General features: G+C 47.2%; 16 protein-coding genes. 7 read left to right on the forward strand and 9 right to left on the reverse strand.

Going from position 1 to position 17,569, the window contains the following annotated elements; translation table 11 throughout:
* Window positions 1-97 precede the first annotated feature (97 nt).
* Window positions 98-2,635, forward strand: coding sequence for a glycosyl hydrolase family 18 protein (locus AOT11_RS17535; protein WP_017419874.1), 2,538 nt, complete (start codon window positions 98-100; stop codon window positions 2,633-2,635).
* A gap of 106 nt (window positions 2,636-2,741) precedes the next feature.
* Here the strand turns inward: AOT11_RS17535 and AOT11_RS17540 are convergent, their stop codons facing one another.
* Complete coding sequence (locus tag AOT11_RS17540) at window positions 2,742-3,590, reverse strand: alpha/beta fold hydrolase (protein WP_026050247.1); 849 nt, start codon at window positions 3,588-3,590, stop codon at window positions 2,742-2,744.
* A 79-nt stretch (window positions 3,591-3,669) separates the two neighbouring features.
* The gene (locus AOT11_RS17545) at window positions 3,670-4,263 is read right to left on the reverse strand and encodes a TetR/AcrR family transcriptional regulator (RefSeq protein ID WP_017419876.1); all 594 of its coding nucleotides are present in this window, start codon (window positions 4,261-4,263) and stop codon (window positions 3,670-3,672) included.
* 218 nt (window positions 4,264-4,481) lie between these two features.
* Here AOT11_RS17545 and AOT11_RS17550 point away from each other — a divergent pair, with 218 nt between their 5' ends.
* Both AOT11_RS17550 and nhaD read left to right on the forward strand, forming a co-directional pair.
* Entirely contained in the window at window positions 4,482-5,501 is a 1,020-nt protein-coding gene (locus AOT11_RS17550) for an acyltransferase (RefSeq protein WP_026050246.1), read from the forward strand.
* Window positions 5,502-5,920: 419 nt separating this feature from the next.
* Window positions 5,921-7,357, forward strand: a complete 1,437-nt coding sequence (nhaD, locus tag AOT11_RS17555; RefSeq protein ID WP_011082105.1) for a sodium:proton antiporter NhaD — start codon at window positions 5,921-5,923, stop codon at window positions 7,355-7,357.
* A gap of 78 nt (window positions 7,358-7,435) precedes the next feature.
* Here the strand turns inward: nhaD and AOT11_RS17560 are convergent, their stop codons facing one another.
* Complete coding sequence (locus AOT11_RS17560; RefSeq protein WP_011151471.1) at window positions 7,436-7,831, reverse strand: GFA family protein; 396 nt, start codon at window positions 7,829-7,831, stop codon at window positions 7,436-7,438.
* A 210-nt stretch (window positions 7,832-8,041) separates the two neighbouring features.
* Here AOT11_RS17560 and AOT11_RS17565 point away from each other — a divergent pair, with 210 nt between their 5' ends.
* Window positions 8,042-8,650, forward strand: coding sequence for a YitT family protein (locus AOT11_RS17565; protein WP_017419880.1), 609 nt, complete (start codon window positions 8,042-8,044; stop codon window positions 8,648-8,650).
* Window positions 8,651-8,832: 182 nt separating this feature from the next.
* Here the strand turns inward: AOT11_RS17565 and AOT11_RS17570 are convergent, their stop codons facing one another.
* Complete coding sequence (locus AOT11_RS17570) at window positions 8,833-9,318, reverse strand: methylated-DNA--[protein]-cysteine S-methyltransferase (RefSeq protein ID WP_017419881.1); 486 nt, start codon at window positions 9,316-9,318, stop codon at window positions 8,833-8,835.
* Between the two features lies 1 nt (window position 9,319).
* Window positions 9,320-10,705, reverse strand: coding sequence for a DNA-3-methyladenine glycosylase 2 family protein (locus tag AOT11_RS17575; RefSeq protein ID WP_026050245.1), 1,386 nt, complete (start codon window positions 10,703-10,705; stop codon window positions 9,320-9,322).
* A gap of 368 nt (window positions 10,706-11,073) precedes the next feature.
* Between AOT11_RS17575 and AOT11_RS17580 the strand changes: the two genes are divergently transcribed.
* Complete coding sequence (locus tag AOT11_RS17580; protein ID WP_011082099.1) at window positions 11,074-11,277, forward strand: hypothetical protein; 204 nt, start codon at window positions 11,074-11,076, stop codon at window positions 11,275-11,277.
* Window positions 11,278-11,396: 119 nt separating this feature from the next.
* Here the strand turns inward: AOT11_RS17580 and AOT11_RS17585 are convergent, their stop codons facing one another.
* Complete coding sequence (locus tag AOT11_RS17585) at window positions 11,397-12,296, reverse strand: LysR family transcriptional regulator (RefSeq protein WP_017419883.1); 900 nt, start codon at window positions 12,294-12,296, stop codon at window positions 11,397-11,399.
* 149 nt (window positions 12,297-12,445) lie between these two features.
* Here AOT11_RS17585 and AOT11_RS17590 point away from each other — a divergent pair, with 149 nt between their 5' ends.
* The gene (locus AOT11_RS17590) at window positions 12,446-12,805 is read left to right on the forward strand and encodes a MaoP family protein (RefSeq protein ID WP_017419884.1); all 360 of its coding nucleotides are present in this window, start codon (window positions 12,446-12,448) and stop codon (window positions 12,803-12,805) included.
* Between the two features lie 586 nt (window positions 12,806-13,391).
* On the opposite strand, the gene AOT11_RS17600 is transcribed toward AOT11_RS17590, so the two are convergent.
* Window positions 13,392-13,643, reverse strand: a complete 252-nt coding sequence (locus AOT11_RS17600; protein ID WP_026050244.1) for a DUF3081 domain-containing protein — start codon at window positions 13,641-13,643, stop codon at window positions 13,392-13,394.
* Window positions 13,644-13,964: 321 nt separating this feature from the next.
* Between AOT11_RS17600 and nagB the strand changes: the two genes are divergently transcribed.
* Window positions 13,965-14,765, forward strand: a complete 801-nt coding sequence (gene nagB, locus AOT11_RS17605) for a glucosamine-6-phosphate deaminase (RefSeq protein WP_011082093.1) — start codon at window positions 13,965-13,967, stop codon at window positions 14,763-14,765.
* Window positions 14,766-14,869: 104 nt separating this feature from the next.
* On the opposite strand, the gene AOT11_RS17610 is transcribed toward nagB, so the two are convergent.
* Both AOT11_RS17610 and gltS read right to left on the reverse strand, forming a co-directional pair.
* Window positions 14,870-15,736: a hypothetical protein gene (locus AOT11_RS17610; RefSeq protein WP_017419886.1), complete on the reverse strand. Its 867-nt coding sequence runs from the start codon at window positions 15,734-15,736 to the stop codon at window positions 14,870-14,872.
* A gap of 155 nt (window positions 15,737-15,891) precedes the next feature.
* Window positions 15,892-17,118 carry a sodium/glutamate symporter gene (gltS, locus tag AOT11_RS17615; RefSeq protein ID WP_017419887.1) on the reverse strand — a complete coding sequence of 409 codons (1,227 nt, stop codon included), beginning with the start codon at window positions 17,116-17,118 and terminating at the stop codon, window positions 15,892-15,894.
* Window positions 17,119-17,569 lie beyond the last annotated feature (451 nt).

The raw sequence follows: 17,569 nt of genomic DNA on the forward strand, positions 1-17,569 counted from the left end.
TCTTTAATACTGATATCGATGCTTTGTGCCTACCTTCGCAAAGCAGCTTATGCCTTCGCAATTGGTGGCATATATACAAAGGAATGAGAGAAAAATTATGACGAAACTAAACCTGTGTGCAGCGAGTATTGCGCTGGCTCTTTCCGGAGCAGCGCTTGCCGCACCTACAGCACCAAGTATTGACCTGTACGGTTCAAACAATCTTCAGTTTTCTAAGATTGAACTCGCGATGGAAACCACCGCGGGCTACAACCAAATGGTGAAATACCATGATCAGGCAACCATCTCTGTGAAGTTCAATCAATGGAGTGGCAATACTGGTGATACTTATAATATCTATTTTGACGGCGTAAAAGTGGCCTCTGGTCCTATTTCTGGCAGCCAAACAGCGGCCAATTTCCAATACGGTAAAGGCGGCCTTTATCAAATGGAAATCGAAGCGTGTGATGCAACTGGCTGTGCGAAAAGCGCACCTGCGGAGATCACCATCGCCGATACCGATGGATCGCATCTTAAGCCGCTTACCATGAATGTTGACCCGAACAATAAGTCTTACAACACGGATCCAAGCCTTGTCGTCGGTACTTACTTTGTTGAATGGGGCATTTATGGCCGTAACTACACCGTTGACAACATCCCAGCACAGAACCTTACTCATATTCTTTACGGCTTTATTCCTATCTGTGGTCCAAATGAGTCGGTGAAATCGGTTGGCGGTAACAGCTTTAATGCGCTTCAAACCGCGTGTCAGGGTGTGCCAGATTACGAAGTCGTGATTCATGACCCATGGGCAGCGTATCAAAAGAGCTTCCCACAAGCAGGTCACCAATACAGCACGCCAATCAAAGGCAACTACGCCATGATGATGGCGATGAAACAGCGTTACCCAGATCTCAAAATCATTCCATCTATCGGCGGTTGGACGCTTTCTGACCCATTCTTTGACTTCGTTGATAAGAAAAACCGCGATACGTTTGTGGCGTCAGTCAAACGCTTCCTAACAACGTGGAAATTCTATGACGGTGTGGATATCGACTGGGAATTCCCTGGTGGTGACGGCGCTGCGCCAAACCTAGGCGATCCTGCACGTGATGGCCAAGCCTACGTTGATCTGATGCGCGAACTGCGCACCATGCTAAACGAGTTGGAAGCGGAAACAGGTCGCACTTATGAACTGACCTCGGCTATCGGTGTGGGCCACGACAAGATTGAAGACGTGAACTACGCAGATGCTATTCAGTACATGGATTACATCTTTGCCATGACGTACGACTTCTACGGCGGCTGGAACAACGTCCCTGGTCACCAAACCGCGCTTTACTGTGGTAACTTCATGCGCCCTGGTCAGTGTGATGGTACAGGTGTAGATGAAAATGGCGTGCCTTACAAAGGCCCGGCTTACACCTCTGATCACGGTATTCAACTCCTGCTCGCGCAAGGTGTGCCTGCCAACAAGCTGGTGCTTGGTACTGCCATGTACGGCCGTGGTTGGGAAGGCGTAATGCCAAGCACTCTACGTGATCCAAATGATCCAATGACTGGCACTGCAACGGGTAAACTGAAAGGCAGCACCGCTCAAGGCGTTTGGGAAGATGGCGTGATTGATTACAAAGGCATTAAGTCATTCATGTTGGGTCCAAACAGCACAGGCATCAACGGTTATGAGTATGGCTACGATGAACAGGCAGAAGCACCATACGTGTGGAACCGCACTACGGGTGAGTTGATCACGTTTGACGATCATCGCTCTGTTCTTGCAAAAGGCGCATACGCGAAGAACCTTGGTCTAGCCGGCCTGTTCTCATGGGAAATCGATGCCGATAACGGTGACATCCTCAATGCTATGCATGAAGGTTTGGCGGGCGGTGTGGTGATCCCACCAAACAAAAAACCAACGGCAAATGCGGGTGCCGATGTCGTCGTGGTTGGCCCAGCTGCCGTGACATTGGATGGCAGTGCATCGAAAGATGCAGAAGGCCCGATCGCTAGCTACGCTTGGACTCAAGTAAGTGGCCCAGCAGTCACACTGACGGGCGCAAACACAGCTTCTGCAAGCTTTGATGCACCAGAAGTAACTGCCGCGCAGCAATTCACTTTCCAACTCACGGTAACGGATGCAGATGGTGCAAGCGCGTCTGACACTGTGGTTGTGACGGTGAATGCGAAAGACACGGGTCCTGTGAACACAGCCCCAGTGGCGAAAGTAACAGCACCTGCCACGGCAAATGCAGGAGACGTGGTCGTGGTTGATGCGTCTGCTTCAACAGACGCAGACAACGATACACTGACTTACACTTGGCAGCTTCCAGCTGGTCTTGTGGCACAAACCAATGGCGCACAAGTGACCTTCACAGCGGCAGAATACACGGCAGATACTAGTCTAACGTTCACCGTAACCGTGAGCGATGGTCAAGCATCGTCTGTGGCATCCACAACGGTTGTTGTTGCGAAAAAAGTGGATAACGGCGGCACATGTAGCAATGCATGGGATGCGAGCGCGGTTTACACAGGTGGCCAACAAGTAACTCATGCGGGCAAAACATGGGAAGCGAAGTGGTGGACAACTGGTGAAGATCCATCGAAAGCAGGTCAATGGGGTGTTTGGAAAGAGATCGGCCCTGCGAACTGTAACTAATCATTGCTGTTCCTAGCAATTCTGGCCAGATGCTTTGCATCTGGCCTTTTTTATCTTGTGCGCTTACACCATCAACAAAACAAGACAAGAGATGAAAACCTGCCCTCTACGCAATCAGGCGATCAAAACTGTCGAGCACCTGCTGACACTTCATCACGCGTCCATGCCCTTGTCCTTGCGTGCTGATTAATTCAACATTCTCCATTTCTTGAGCCGCAGAGGCAGAAACCGCATAGCTCGTAAACTTGTCTTGTTCATCATGCACTATCAGGGTTTGCACGCGACGTTGCGCCAATCGACGATACGGATCAACCGATTGAATGGGATAATTAAACTGCTCTTCCACCTCAGACACCACGGCTCTAAACAGTTTCATGCTGTAACCCGAGCGCTCAATGCTCGAAAACAGGTTTTCCACGTAGTTCAATACTGGCGCAATCAGCAACATGGGCTTGTCCTCAAGCTTTTGGTGGCGACATTCTAAAGCCGATGCAGTGCCCATACTGTGACCAATAAGCCCTGCGACCTCATCCAGTGAATCCAACACCGCATCAAGCCCTTCAACAAACGCAGGGATATGGCCAACATCGCCAGAGCTTTCGCCATGTGCTGGATGATCGTAGGCCAACGCGGTGAAACCTCGTGAAGCAATGTGCGCCATCAAAGGAAAAAACTGACTTGCCGTGCCCGACCAACCGTGCGTCAGCACCCATACCGCCCCTTCTCCCAAAGCGTACGTGGTCAAGGTGCCATGGGCCGTGTCTACCTGGCCTTTACGCAAGCCTTGTGGTGGCAGGTTTTTACTCTGGGTACGAGCAGGCGTTAGCAGTAACTTTCGCGCCGTTCTTTTCGCATGGGAAGGGGCCAGAGTATGGTGTAGGCGTGTCGTCCAGTTCACTAAACTGCGTTTAAGGCTAAACTTCTGCGACGTATTAAAGTAAATCTTCTCACTCATCATATCCTCCGTTCGTTTAAAAAGAACGACCGTGCTATTTATATTGTTTAAAAAGAGCAATACCTTGCTCTTTGCTCTCTTAACCGTTTTTCCATCCTGCCAGCAGTCTATCGACCCCTTGCCAAAAATGCTGCAAACTCACTTCCTCCCCACGTATGGCATAAAACACATGCGCACTGAGGTACAAGCCATACAGTTCAAACACCGCTTGTTGGGCATTCAAATCCGCTGAAAAAGCGCCTTGTTCCATCCCTTTTTCAACTTGGATTTGCAGGTAATCCAGCCACTTAGCAATCGAACCTTGCAGCGCTTTTTGCAGTTCACACTCTTTCGGCGCCGCATCATTCCAAGCGTCTAAAAACATGCAACTTCCTTGAAACGAGTGGTTCCACGTCATCCAGTTATCCAGTAGCCCTCGGATTTTCTTTTCCATATCCGCATCACCAGACAAACGGGCAGGCGCGATCACACGCTCAGCGAAGATCAGGTTGGCATACTCCAGCACCGAGAGTTGCAAATTCAGCTTCGCGTTGAAGTGGGCAAACAAACCACTTTTTGACATCCCGCACTGCTTCGCTAACTCGCCAATGGTGAGGCTTTCTAAGCCATTTTCACTGGCCAGTTGAAAGGCATGCTGCAGGATGTGCTCTTTTGTAATTCGACCTTTACTCATAATGACCTAATTTTTAGCACGATCGTTCCATTTTGCAAATTTTATATTAGAGATCAGACCAGAAAACCAAGATACCATTTGCGACACAAATAATAGATTTAATTGTAATGCAATGATTTTAAATATTTTTCTTTTCACATCGCAACTATTGATATTCGCTAGGTTCTCCCTTTGAGAGCAGTGATAGATTGTGGCCAGTTATTTTTATGGGAGAGAACATGAAAACCAAAATCGCTAGCCTCGAGCTTGGGCGGATCATCGCGATGCTTGCCATCATAGGCTTACATTGCCAAATGGCATTGACCTACTGGCAAATCGATGACATTCCTTGGGTCGGCTACGTGCTCAATCAAATGGCACGCTTTGCCGTACCGCTATTTTTCCTGATTTCTGGTTATTTAATTCAGCCAAAGCTGACCAGCGCCCCTTTAGTGACACTGAGAAATTACGCCAAACCCTTGCTTAAGATTTGGTTGGTCTGGAGCGTGCTCAGCCTACTGATGCCTTTCAATTTCCAAGTCGTCGCGGAACACGGTTACCTAGCCGAGCGACAAGGCTACTGGGGCTACCTTGCTCAAACACCGCTGAATTCCTTGTTGGAAGGCGGACTGGTGCATTTGTGGTTTCTTCCAGCCTTAATTATCGCCGTGGCTGTGGTGGCACTGTTTGTCCATTTTCAACGTCAGCACTGGTTACTGCCCATCGCAGCGCTGTTGTATCTTTATGGGGTCTTAGCTGGCAGCTATCAGCCTTTGACGGATTTAGCCTCCCCTTTCTTTACCCGTAATGGGCCTTTTTTCAGCACTTTATTGGTGGCTATTGGTTTTATGATTCGCGAGAAAAACGTGCGTGTCAGCAGTGCGATTGCAGGGGGAATGTTCCTGGTGGGCTTGCTCGTGCACCTCGGCCAAGCTTATGGATTAATGGGGTACGACATTGCCTTTAACGGTCACGACTTCCTCTTTGGTACTGAACTGTGGGCTACGGGCCTATTTCTACTCTTGCTCAATTACCCTCAACTTGGCCAACATCCTCTGACCTTTGCACTATCACCGTATGTGCTCGGTGTGTACGTTTGTCACTTATTGGTGATCATCTTGCTCATGAACATAGCTGGAATATTGGGTTTCGAAGGGTTAAGCCGTGATCTCTTTATTTACCCGATGACGATTGGGCTTAGCATGACGCTAGTATGGGTGTTGAACCACACGCCTTTACAACGCTACCTGCTCAGATAAAGCCAATATAGCTCTGCATTCCCGGCCGATGACCAGATTATCTGTCGGGAATGGTTCTCATTTAATGAGAGCGAAGTCGCAAAGCCAGCGTATTTTATGAAATGCATGGTTAAATATTTGTAATGACTCACAATAATTCATCCCAAATCTGATTAAAGTGTCCCCTTCATTCCACATGTTGTAGCCATTGCAAAGAAGGAGGGGTTATGTGGAGCACTCAGTTAACACCATTTCTTGAAATTAGCGCTTGGTTATCCCATGGGCTGATTATTGTTGTCGCCTTATTGAGCATTGCCAGCGTCTACAGCCTCAAAAGATAAGCAACTAAATCCATTTCGCTTCAGCGAATACGATAGCTGTCACATATAACTCGTTAATTTGTGTCTAAAATTTCTCCAGATAACAATGGAGAATGGTCTATGGGCATCTATCAACGGATTGTTGTGCTAATTACCCTTTTATTTCCCACCCTTGCCTTTGGCGCAACAACCTCGAAACTCAATCTCACCACATCTGCAGTCGGGATACTCTGCCTGTTTATTTTTGTCCTCTCCTACATCTTAGTGATGCTGGAAGAGTACTTAAAAATGCGCAAATCCAAACCCGTACTGCTCGCGGCTGGTTTAATCTGGATTTTGATCGGCTTTAGCTATCAGTCCCATGGGCAAAGCGAGGTCGCCAAAGCCGCGCTAGAACACAACTTGCTGGAGTACGCTGAGCTACTGTTGTTCTTGCTGGTGGCGATGACCTACATCAATGCGATGGAAGAGCGACGACTGTTCGATGCGCTACAAGCGTGGATGGTGAGTAAAGGCTTTGATTTTCGTCGGCTATTTTGGCTCACTGGCTTTCTCTCTTTCTTCATTTCCCCTATCGCCGATAACCTCACCACGGCGCTTTTGATGTGTGCAGTGGTGATGAAAGTCTCTGGCGATAACCCCAAGTTTGTTAACCTTGCATGCATTAACATCGTCATCGCGGCCAATGCGGGGGGCGCATTTAGCCCGTTTGGCGACATCACTACTTTGATGGTTTGGCAAGCTGGCCACGTGAGCTTTTCACAGTTTATGCCACTCTTTCTCCCCTCAGCCATCAACTATCTGTTACCCGCCCTCATCATGTCGTTCTTCATTCCAGAAGAACGTCCGCAAACGGTGCATGTCGATGTTGAACTCAAACGCGGCGCTCGACGTATTGTCGGCCTGTTTATTCTCACCATCGCCACCGCGGTGGCGTTTCACGCCGTACTCCACTTCCCTCCCGTCATTGGCATGATGATGGGCCTTGCTTATCTGCAATTTTTTGGCTATTTCTTGCGTAAAACCTTGGCGCAATCTTTAGCCAAGAAGACCGCCATTGCCATTGCCAATGGGGATGAGGATGCACTAAAACGCATCGGCTCTGTGGTGCCATTCGATGTGTTCCATCGCGTCTCTCGGGCAGAATGGGACACCTTGTTGTTCTTTTATGGCGTTGTTATGTGCGTCGGTGGTTTGAGCTTGCTAGGTTATCTCGAAGTGGTCTCTTTCACCCTCTATACCAAGTGGGACCCTGTTTGGGCCAATATTACCGTCGGCTTCCTATCCGCTATTGTCGATAATATTCCGGTGATGTTCGCGGTGCTTAGCATGGAGCCTTCGATGTCACTTGGCAATTGGCTGCTGGTCACCTTAACGGCTGGCGTGGGTGGCAGTATGTTGTCGATCGGTTCGGCGGCTGGCGTGGCATTAATGGGAGCCGCTCGCGGTCAATACACTTTCTTTGGTCACTTAAAATGGAGCCCGGTGATCTTGCTTGGTTACTGCGCCAGCATCGCGGTCCATCTGGTGTATAACACGCAAACCTTCAACTACTGATCTTATTCAAAGAGGGCTATCAACGCTTGGTAGCCCTCTACTTGTTGCCGATACTTCGATTTTCAACACTTCACTATTTTATCGATCAGCGGGATGATTGACCCCATCCATCAATGGAACCTCACCAATATCATAAGGATTCACGCCTTCTAAACAGCCCAAATTGAAGCCATATTCATCTGGAGATGAACGACGTTGATGGTGAGTATAGATACCGCAGTTGGAGCAAAAATAATGTTTGGCGGTATGAGTATTAAACTGATAGAGCTTCAACAAGGCTTCGCCTTTGATGATGCGGATCCCATCCAATTTCACCGACGCCACAATGGCCCCTTTTCTTCGACATAAGGAGCAGTCGCAGCGCCTCGGCTTCTCAATGCCATTGGGTAAATCGAGCTCAAGCTCGACACCACCACAGTGACAACTCGCTTTGTGTTTTGCTTGAATAACGGTTGGGCCAACTTGTTTGATCATCGCTTGCTTCCTGCGTTTACGGGTTTTCTCGCTCACCATCAAAGCTGTTAACTTTCAGTGTTCCAACCAGCTTGTGTAAATTTTGTTAAACACTTAACAGTTTCACCAATTCTGTTGCAAACTCGACAAAAGGCTCAATAATCGACATCTTTAGCGGGTTTTAGTCTGTTTTTACTCTTTAACAGCATTTTTGAAAGGAAGCCCGACGAAATGGATAAAGATCATAGTCTAAGAGAGAACTTACTGGCGCTGACATTAGGTAGTGCCTTGGTTTCTCTCGGTGTTATCTTTTTTAATCAAGTAGGATTATTGACTGGTGGAACCGCAGGATTGGCAATTTTCCTAACCAAAGTCACTGACTTTAGTTTCGGCCAAGTGTTTTTTGCGTTGAACCTACCGTTTTACCTACTTTCTGTGATGCGCATGGGATGGCGCTTTACCATCAATACTTTTATTGCCGTGACAATTGTCTCGTTCGCCGTAGACCATTTGCATCACGTCATTCAAATTGCGCACATTGACCCGTTTTATGCCGCCCTACTTGGCGGAGGTTTAATTGGTATTGGTATGTTGATCATCTTCCGTCATAAGATGAGCTTAGGCGGCTTCAATATTCTCGCCTTGTTCTTGCAAGAGCGGTTTGGCATTCGAGCAGGCAAAGTTCAAATGGCGCTCGACTGCACCATCGTCGTTTTTTCGCTCTTTATCGTTGAACCTTATTTGATTGCTTTATCAGTGCTCGGCGCCGTAGCAACAAACTTGATTCTAGCGATGAACCACAAACCAGGGCGCTATCAGCCACAGATCGCCACTCAATAACCACACCAGAACACGAGCTAATACAAAAACGAGAAGCCTGATGCTTCTCGTTTTTTGTTACATCCAACGGTATTCACAATATTGAACGAGTTCCGAATCAAGGCAGTGCTTTCTCTCTTCCGCCAAATGGTAGTAAACATAAGCAAGTTTACACTGTAAACCAAAACGCGAGACGAGATGGATTAGCGTGACATCTCACCACCAGACTCCAACGTCAGCAATTGCTGTTTACGCTCTAAACCGCCAGCATATCCGGTTAACTTACCGTTTTTGCCTATTACTCGATGGCAAGGGACGACGATAGAAATCGGATTTTTACCATTCGCCAGCCCCACCGCTCTCACCGCTTTAGGGTTACCAATGGCATTAGCCAAATCTTGATAGCTACAGGTTTGACCATAAGGGATCTGGGTCAGTGCCTGCCACACTTTTTGTTGAAACTCGGTGCCTTGCGCAGCCAAAGGCAGATCAAATTGTTGTCGCAGGCCAGAAAAGTACTGCTCCAACTGTTGACGAGTTTCGCTGATCACCGGATGCGAAGCAGCGTCACAGCCTAATTCCGTTGGTAAAGTAGTGTGTTGTTCAAACCAGATCCCGAGCAAACCTTGATCGTTGGCCTGAACGGTCACAAGACCAAACGGGCTGGAAAATTGAGTGTAGTATTTCATGTTATTGATTCCATAAATGAAAAGTTGCGTAACTTCCCCAAGGTGAAGCGCTTTCTTGGGTCAACGTGGGGAATTGAGTCAACGCTTTTTTCACCACTAAATCCTTCTCGAGCAGTCTGTCAGGCTGCGAAAGCCCTCGCAACTGGGCATAACTGACCGTCCACGGCCCAATTCCTTTTAACGCCAACCATTGATTGGGATCGGCATGTTCATTCTCAAGCATCATGGCAACAAAACGTCTTAAGGTTTCTTTTCGGCTTTGTGGCATTCGTAAGAAATGCAGATCTGCATCAACCACCTGTTGTGGTGAAGGAAAAGTGCGCACTTCAGAATCGGGTTGTAAGGTCGCGACCAATAGATTCAGATGTCCGATAGCGGCTTTGACCGAGACTTGTTGGCCCAAAATCGCTCGTACACCCGCCTCCCAAACACTCCAGACACCCGGAATCCGGATACCAACGCTTTTAACTAACCCAGGCGCTACAGTGTTGAGATGCGCTTCAATCACGCGTGTGTCGCAATCGAGATCAAACATCCGCCTTATTCCAGCCACCATTGGGCGCAATAACGTCAGATCATCCATCGAAAAATAGACCACTAACTGCCGCTTCTCTGCTGGAAATGTTGTGGGAAATTCCGCGCGAAACCCAACCGTTTTTCCGTTGATCACGACCTGGCGTTGGTAACTCGTCTCCGTCACCACCTCTACGCCTTCAATCGCCCTCTGCCGATAAAAATCCAGCATGTGTTTTGCGTTCAAATCACCGCGAAACGCGAGCACGATATGCGACTGTTCGTGACTTGCTCCCTCTTTACTTCGGCGGATTCTCGAAGGGGGCATACCCATCGACTTTTGAAACGCATCATTAAAACGGCGAGTACTGTTAAAGCCTGAAGCAAAGCCAATTTCGGTAATGCTCAATGAGCTACCATGCAGCAACTGTTTGGCAAACAGCAACTGCTGAGACTGAGCGTATTGCTTCGGAGAGATCCCCAAATAGCGGCGAAATAATTGACGAATATAGCGATCACTCACTCCTAAACGTTGCGCCAAAACTGACAATCTCTCCGTTTGTAGCGCCCCTTGTTCAATTAAGGTCAACGCACGTTGAAATGTGGTTTCGACCCCTTTCCACGCCCAAGAATCGGGCGCGCTGTCAGGGCGACAACGCAAACATGGTCGGTAGCCAGCAGACAAGGCTTGCGCTTTATCGTGGTAATACTCCACGTTCTCTTCTTTGGGTAAATTGGCAGGACACACAGGCCGGCAGAAAATCCCAGTGCTTTTAACCGCCACATAAAATAGCCCATCAAAGCGACTATCTCGGGCCATCCTTGCTTGTTGGCACTGCTCTGTCGTGAGCGATGAGTAGTTTAAAATGGCCATAGAAAAATCCTTGTTTGGCGGGAAAATGGCGGAACCGCAGCCCTGCACCACCTCAATCATGTCGCTCTATCAAACGTTAGCGTATCCCCATGCTCCAAACTGGCAATGGCTCGCTGTGTTTGGTCACCAACGCATTGGCAAAGTCAAAACGATGGGAGATATGAGTGAAATTGTAACAATAACCTCGATAATAACTCGCCATTTTCGGAACTCAATCCCAATTTCCAGCCTAAACCCAGCCTATGCATCGGATTGCAATATTGCGTTGTGTATAATTTTTGGCAATTCTCACAATTTAAACTAATTTAAAAAGTAGCCACTCTTAGCAGTGGTCAACAACGTCAGACATAACGAATAAGGAAGAGGCTATGGATCTGCACTCCTGTATTATCGTGCTGCGCAATCAAGAAGTGATTACCAGCAACTCAGTAGAGGACTCTCTCGGCATTATCGAATCTCAAGGAGACAATGGAATTTCCACGATTCAAATCAACGCCCGCGATGGTAACGCTATTCACACCTACCATTGCGCCAACATTGAAGACTCGCTCGAAAACCTCATGAACCTTTAACGCCTTGTTAATCGCTTTATTTAACAGAGTGAGTAGAGCTTAAAAAAGGCACTGAAAAGCAACAAAAAAGCCTCGTTTTTGACGAGGCTTTAGAGTATTTCAGCGCGAAAATATGCGGCTTAACCGTTTTGAGTTAACGACGAATCCATCGCCTGTTGAACTTGGTAGCTGGCCAGTGGGTCAATCATCTTAACCAATTCCTCCACCTGACGAATGGCATCAATCGAGGTGCTGGCTTTGCGGTAACTTAAATAAATAGGACGATTCCATTCCTCGACCCCTTCCACTCGATGCAGCTGACCCGAAGAAAGGTACGGCTGGGCTATCGAAGCCGGTAAGTAAGCACTTCCACCTTTTTCTAAAATGAAATCGAGCGCAATGCGCGCCGTCGACGTTCTGAGATAAGGCGCTAGGTGTTTCTGGTGACGCTCAGCATGCTCAGAAGCAAACTTGGTTCCCCAATCAATGTAGACGTATTTACCTTCAAAGACGCTGTCTTTGCTTGCAGTTTCAGTGGACACCATCACCAACACCAAATCGGCCACTTTCTTGCAAGAAAACTCATCCGCTTTGATTTGGTCAAACGCGAATGCCATGTCTAACGTGCGCTCTTGCAGGCCACGTGTAAGCAGCTCTCGCCCCATCACTTCCGCATTAAAACCGTAGCCTCTGAACGAATCGGTCACCACGCTTAAACAGTTTTGTAGATAGGCGTCCCACACATTCGGCGTTCCACCCAACGTCAGTTGCAAGGCACGGCCATCTTGCATCGAAAGCTCAAGTTTCGCCTGCTGCAATGTGGACACCATCACTTCTGCGTAACCCACTAAACGCTCACCTGCAGATGTCAGTTTGATGTTGTTGCGATCACGAATAAATAGCTCAACATCGAAGTAGCTTTCTAGCTGTTTGATGCGCGCGCTGACCGCGGCTTGGGTAATGTATAAATTCTCAGCTGCACGCCCAAAATGACGAACATTAGCCAATTCTAAAAAAGTACGAAAGACCTTTACGTCCATTAGACATCTCCTGGTTTATCGTCACCAGATTAACAACAAATACCTATTATAACGATAGAAAATTTTTGTTTTTCTTTTGCTGACTTTACGCCTAACTTTCGCCGTAAATCATCATTATTCATCTATCACGGTTACAGAGGCTGTTTGATATGTCTGACACGACTATTCGTCATGGCAAAAAACGATTTTTCGATAATGCAAAATTTCCTCGCGGATTTGCAAAGTCAGGTGATTTTACTCTTGCAGAAGAGGAAATCCTAATGATTTATGGAGACACCTTGGTTGGTCTAGAGACTGGTCAATTGACTCCAGAAAATGACGATGAAAAGCACTTTTTGCTAACGCTAGAAACACCAGAAGCGGCACAAAACAAAGTGGAACGTACTTGGTTGAAATACATGCGCCTTGCACGTGGTCGTAAGCGCTTCCATACTCTTAATGGACGCAATAAACCAGACGCGAGCGATGACTACGTTGAGGAAGACGCAAGCCTAACTGAGGACGATTAATGCATATCTGCTTTTTGATGTATCCATAGGATCGTGTTTGTGCTGAGTACGCCTCATTCATGAGTGCGCATTAAGAGGTCACACGGTTGCCATTACAACAATGAGCGGATTGACCATTAGAGACAGAAACGTATTTGGTTTTTGTCAGGCCCTAAAAAAAGGACAGCGAATTTCAAAAAGCCCGCCTCCCTATGGCGGGTTTTGACGGTATTTTCATGCGGGCGAACCCTCCTTTAGACAATCTTGCCCTGACTTTCCTCGACGCCATCAAAGACGTACACTGATCATCGATGACCTTGAATTGAAGGCCTACGTATCGCCAATAACAAGCTCTACAGCACAGCGATACGGTAAATAATTTGAGTGAGAAAATTGACCGACTAAACAGCGTGGGGCAACAGGCATTCCTCTATCACTCGTTACGCCATAATGGTCGTCCCGATAGGATTGATATCAGAAACCCTCAACATCTAGGTGACATTGAGCCGACACTCGCTTATTTGATTCGTTATCTAAAACACTGACGCACTTGCCGAAACAAGTGCATCAACATAGAGGTCATTAACCTTAACTAGTGGGGCAAGTTTTATTTGGCGAGCATTGCCACTTTTTTCAAGAAGCTATCGCGCAAGTGCTCTTGCTCATAATCTAAGTGGTAGGTGTTGTGAAAACCGACTTTTAACTCAACCCCATTGCCTCGCATGTACACGCTGTAGCCATCGTAATCTGAAAACGCTTCGACCCCTTCGTAAATTTTGCCAAATTCGGTTGGGGTGCCTCGTTCCATAATGGTTTCATACGCGTGCAGAATTTTGGTGGAATCTAACTCGTTTTTCATGATCTGGCTCCTGCAGAAGAACACACTATGAGTATGGGCAAGTGATGATTATTTCGCCAATGCGCAAAGTTGAGCCCCTTCAAATTACCACTTAATTTAGAAGATAAATTTATCAACTGATTAGAACAGATTTAACTCATTCAGCGCCGCTCAATGAAAGAAAAACCCCCAACGCAAACGTGTGTCATCAGCCACAATGGTGACAGTTGGGTGAAATATGTGAAATTTTGACCTAAAACAATGGCAGCCACAGAAAACTTATTTTATAATGCAAAATAATGTTTCGGTACATCCAAAATTTCTAATATCTAGGGGCGAAAAATGAGACTTATCCCGTTAAAAACCGCAGCACAAGTTGGTAAGTGGGCAGCGGCACATATTGCTAAGCGTATCAATGATTTCCAACCAACTGCTGAGCGTCCTTTCGTATTGGGTCTACCTACGGGTGGCACTCCTCTTGCGACATACAAAGCACTGATTGAACTTTACCAAGAAGGCAAAGTGAGCTTTAAGCACGTTGTGACTTTTAATATGGATGAGTACGTTGGTATTTCCGCCGATCACCCAGAATCTTACCGTTCGTTCATGTACAACAACTTCTTCAACCACATTGACATCCAGGAAGAGAACATCAACCTGCTAAACGGCAATGCGGAAGATCACGAAGCAGAATGTCAGCGTTACGAAGACAAAATCAAATCTTACGGCCGCATCAACCTATTCATGGGTGGCGTGGGCAACGATGGTCACATCGCATTTAACGAGCCAGCGTCTTCTCTATCGTCTCGCACTCGCATCAAGACACTAACGGAAGATACGCGTATTGCTAACTCTCGTTTCTTCGATGGCGACATCAACCAAGTACCAAAATACGCCTTGACGATCGGCGTGGGTACGTTGCTTGATTCTCAAGAAATTATGATCCTAGTAACAGGTCACAACAAAGCACTCGCGCTAGAAGCAGCGGTAGAAGGCAGCGTAAACCACCTATGGACTGTTTCTGCTCTTCAACTACATCCTAAGTCAGTGATCGTATGTGATGAGCCGTCAACTCAAGAGCTAAAAGTGAAGACAGTAAAATATTTCACTGAGCTAGAAGCGAAGAACATCGTCGGCTTCTAATCTCGCTCTGAGCGAACGCCAGAAAAACAAAATCCCGCAAATTTTGCGGGATTTTTTCATTGGATACAGAGTGAAACACGTACGCCGCTGATGGCGCTGAACCACTAATACGCTTTGATGCCAAAAGGCCTTAAACGCTGCGGCAACACCTCATCCAGGCTTTCCAGCTCGTCTTGTTCAACTTCAATCAGATGGAAATGATGCGCTTGATACACCGCGCGAATCTTGGCTTTATTCGCCTCTGGTGTTCCACCGTTATCGCTGCCCCAGAACTGCACATAGACTTTGCCTGCAGGCAGATAAAAATCACTGATGATCTCTTCTTCAATCGGTAACTGCCGCCCGTAAGCATGAGCAACACCCGCCAAATACAGCCAATTGTCGATCAACAACTCTCCCTTAGAGCGTACATAGTGGCCATCTAAGGTGCGGTGCTTCGCCTCAAATTTCTGTCGGAAACTGGAGAATGACTTATCCGTCGCATGCACTTCCGCGTCTTGCCCCAAGAACTCCACCACCGATTGCTTGAGGCGTTTGTTGCGTGTAATCGAATCATGCCACAGCAAATAGTATGGCTTCTCCTCACCATCACCTTTTTGTTTACCACCAGCACGAATGCCCGATTCGGTCACTTCCCAACCACGCTCAGTTTTGGCCATCCAGCCCATTTCACTGAGCAACTGGTTCATCTTTTTAGCGTTAAGCCCGAGCAGCTCGCCGATTTGTGTCGCGCTCAATAACTTGCCTTGAGTTGAGGTCAACTCAACATGCAAGTTCACAGGCCAGACAATGAACTGGCCAAATTTCGTATGGTCAACATATTCGCCGCCAAACCGCGCGCCCAATTCGGTGAGAATCCATTTATCGCCCACTCGGCTGATGTAACCAGCACGGCTCAAATCGGTAAACAGTTGAGAGGCTTCAATGTTGCGCATTTTTGCCAATGCCGTCGTTGAGATTTTGTCCGTCATGGCTGCCTCCTTTCATTCGTGGTTATTTACCGTACACAAGAACCATTATTCTAGCCGAAAACGTCGACAAAGGCAGTGACTAACCTTTTGTTTCGCTAGAGATAAATCGCTGTGCGACCTCCACCGCAATCCCATGTATTTGAGTGAAAAGTCAATTACCCAAGAAAAGCAATAAAGCCTTGTAATATCAGCATATTGACTAAATCGATAAAAAACGCGCCGACGATCGGCACCACTAAGAATGCCTGCGGAGAAGGACCAAAGCGATTCACAATCGACCCCATGTTCATCACAGCGGTGGGGGTCGCGCCCAAACCAAAACCACAATGACCGCTGGCGATCACCGCACTGTCGTAGTTGCGCCCCATCACTTTAAACGTCACGAAGTAGCTAAACAGCACCATCACCAATGATTGAATGGACAAAATAAACAGAAATGGCAGCGCCAAATCAAAAATATTCCACAGTTTTAAGCTCATCAATGCCATCGCCAAAAACAGTGAGAGCGAAACGGTGCCGAGCATATCCACCGTTTCTAAATCCAACTTTCTCACTTTGGTGAGCTCAAGGAAGTTGGTTACAAACACACCCAGCAGCAGCGCGTAAACAAAATCGGGGATCATCAACCAAGCAATGTCTAATTGATTGACCCATTGAGACAAATAGCGCGCGCCAATCACACACAGAAACATCAGTGCCAAGCTTTCAATCACCTTCTTCGCAGTGACTTTGTCTTCTTCATTTTCATTGTAAGTAACCAAATCAGCAAAACGTTGGTGGGCCTGCAATTCTCGACCGTATTCAGACTCCAATTGGTGTTTGTCCACCAGACGCTGTGCCACAGGGCTGCCCAAGATCCCGCCCATCACTAAACCAAATGTCGCCGAGGCCATTGCGATTTCTAAAGCATTCTCTAACCCATAGTTTTGGGCGAAGGTGTTCGACCAAGCCGCCCCCGTTCCATGTCCACCAGAGAGCGTAATAGAACCCGCAATTAAGCCCAGTAAGGGATCAAGGCCAAGCATGCTCGCCAGTGAGACGCCAATGCCGTTTTGCACCACAATGTATATCGACGCAATCAGTAAAAACAGCAAGACCTTCACGCCACCTTTAAGCAATTGTTTGTAGTTGGCGGCCAAACCTACCGTAGCAAAAAACATCAACATAAACGTTTTTTGCAACGGTAAGTCAAAGTCAAAGGTGATGCCATTAAAGTGGGCAAGGGTGATCACCAAGGCCACCACTAAGCCGCCGACAATCGGCTCTGGGATATTAAAACGTTTGAGGATCGGAATTTGGCCATTAATAAAGTGACCCAAAAATAGCACGCCAACGGCGATGAGAAAGGACTCCTGCGGACCAACAGATACAACACTGTTCATAAAACCTCTATTGTTGTGGCATGAGTAACGTCACTCACCGCAACTCGAGTGCAGAACGGCTGCTGCAAATTGGCATTTTTCTCTCAAAGCCCTGCTTATTAAGGCACAGCGGCCTCTGGTACCACGATAAACGTGGCAAGAGGGTTGAGAGAGTATTAGGCTATCCCGAGTGGTAGTGAACGAAACTACGTGCGTTTTTCAATGAAGAGCCAGTGTGCCGCGATGAAATCAAATGTCACTGAACCATTCCCTTTAAATTCTCAATTAATAAGAATAAGTAACAGATTAACGACTTATTATCTCACTATGTGAGAAATATAAATTTCTATTGAGTGAATTATGGTGAGCAAGACTCAGCCCTGGCCATTATCATCAAGGCAAGAGAGGTCAAACAGCCTCAAAAACTAAGGGAGCCATTTGGCTCCCTTGTTGGTGAACAATATCAAACATT

This window comes from Vibrio vulnificus NBRC 15645 = ATCC 27562 (genome assembly GCF_002224265.1).
Classification (GTDB): domain Bacteria; phylum Pseudomonadota; class Gammaproteobacteria; order Enterobacterales; family Vibrionaceae; genus Vibrio; species Vibrio vulnificus.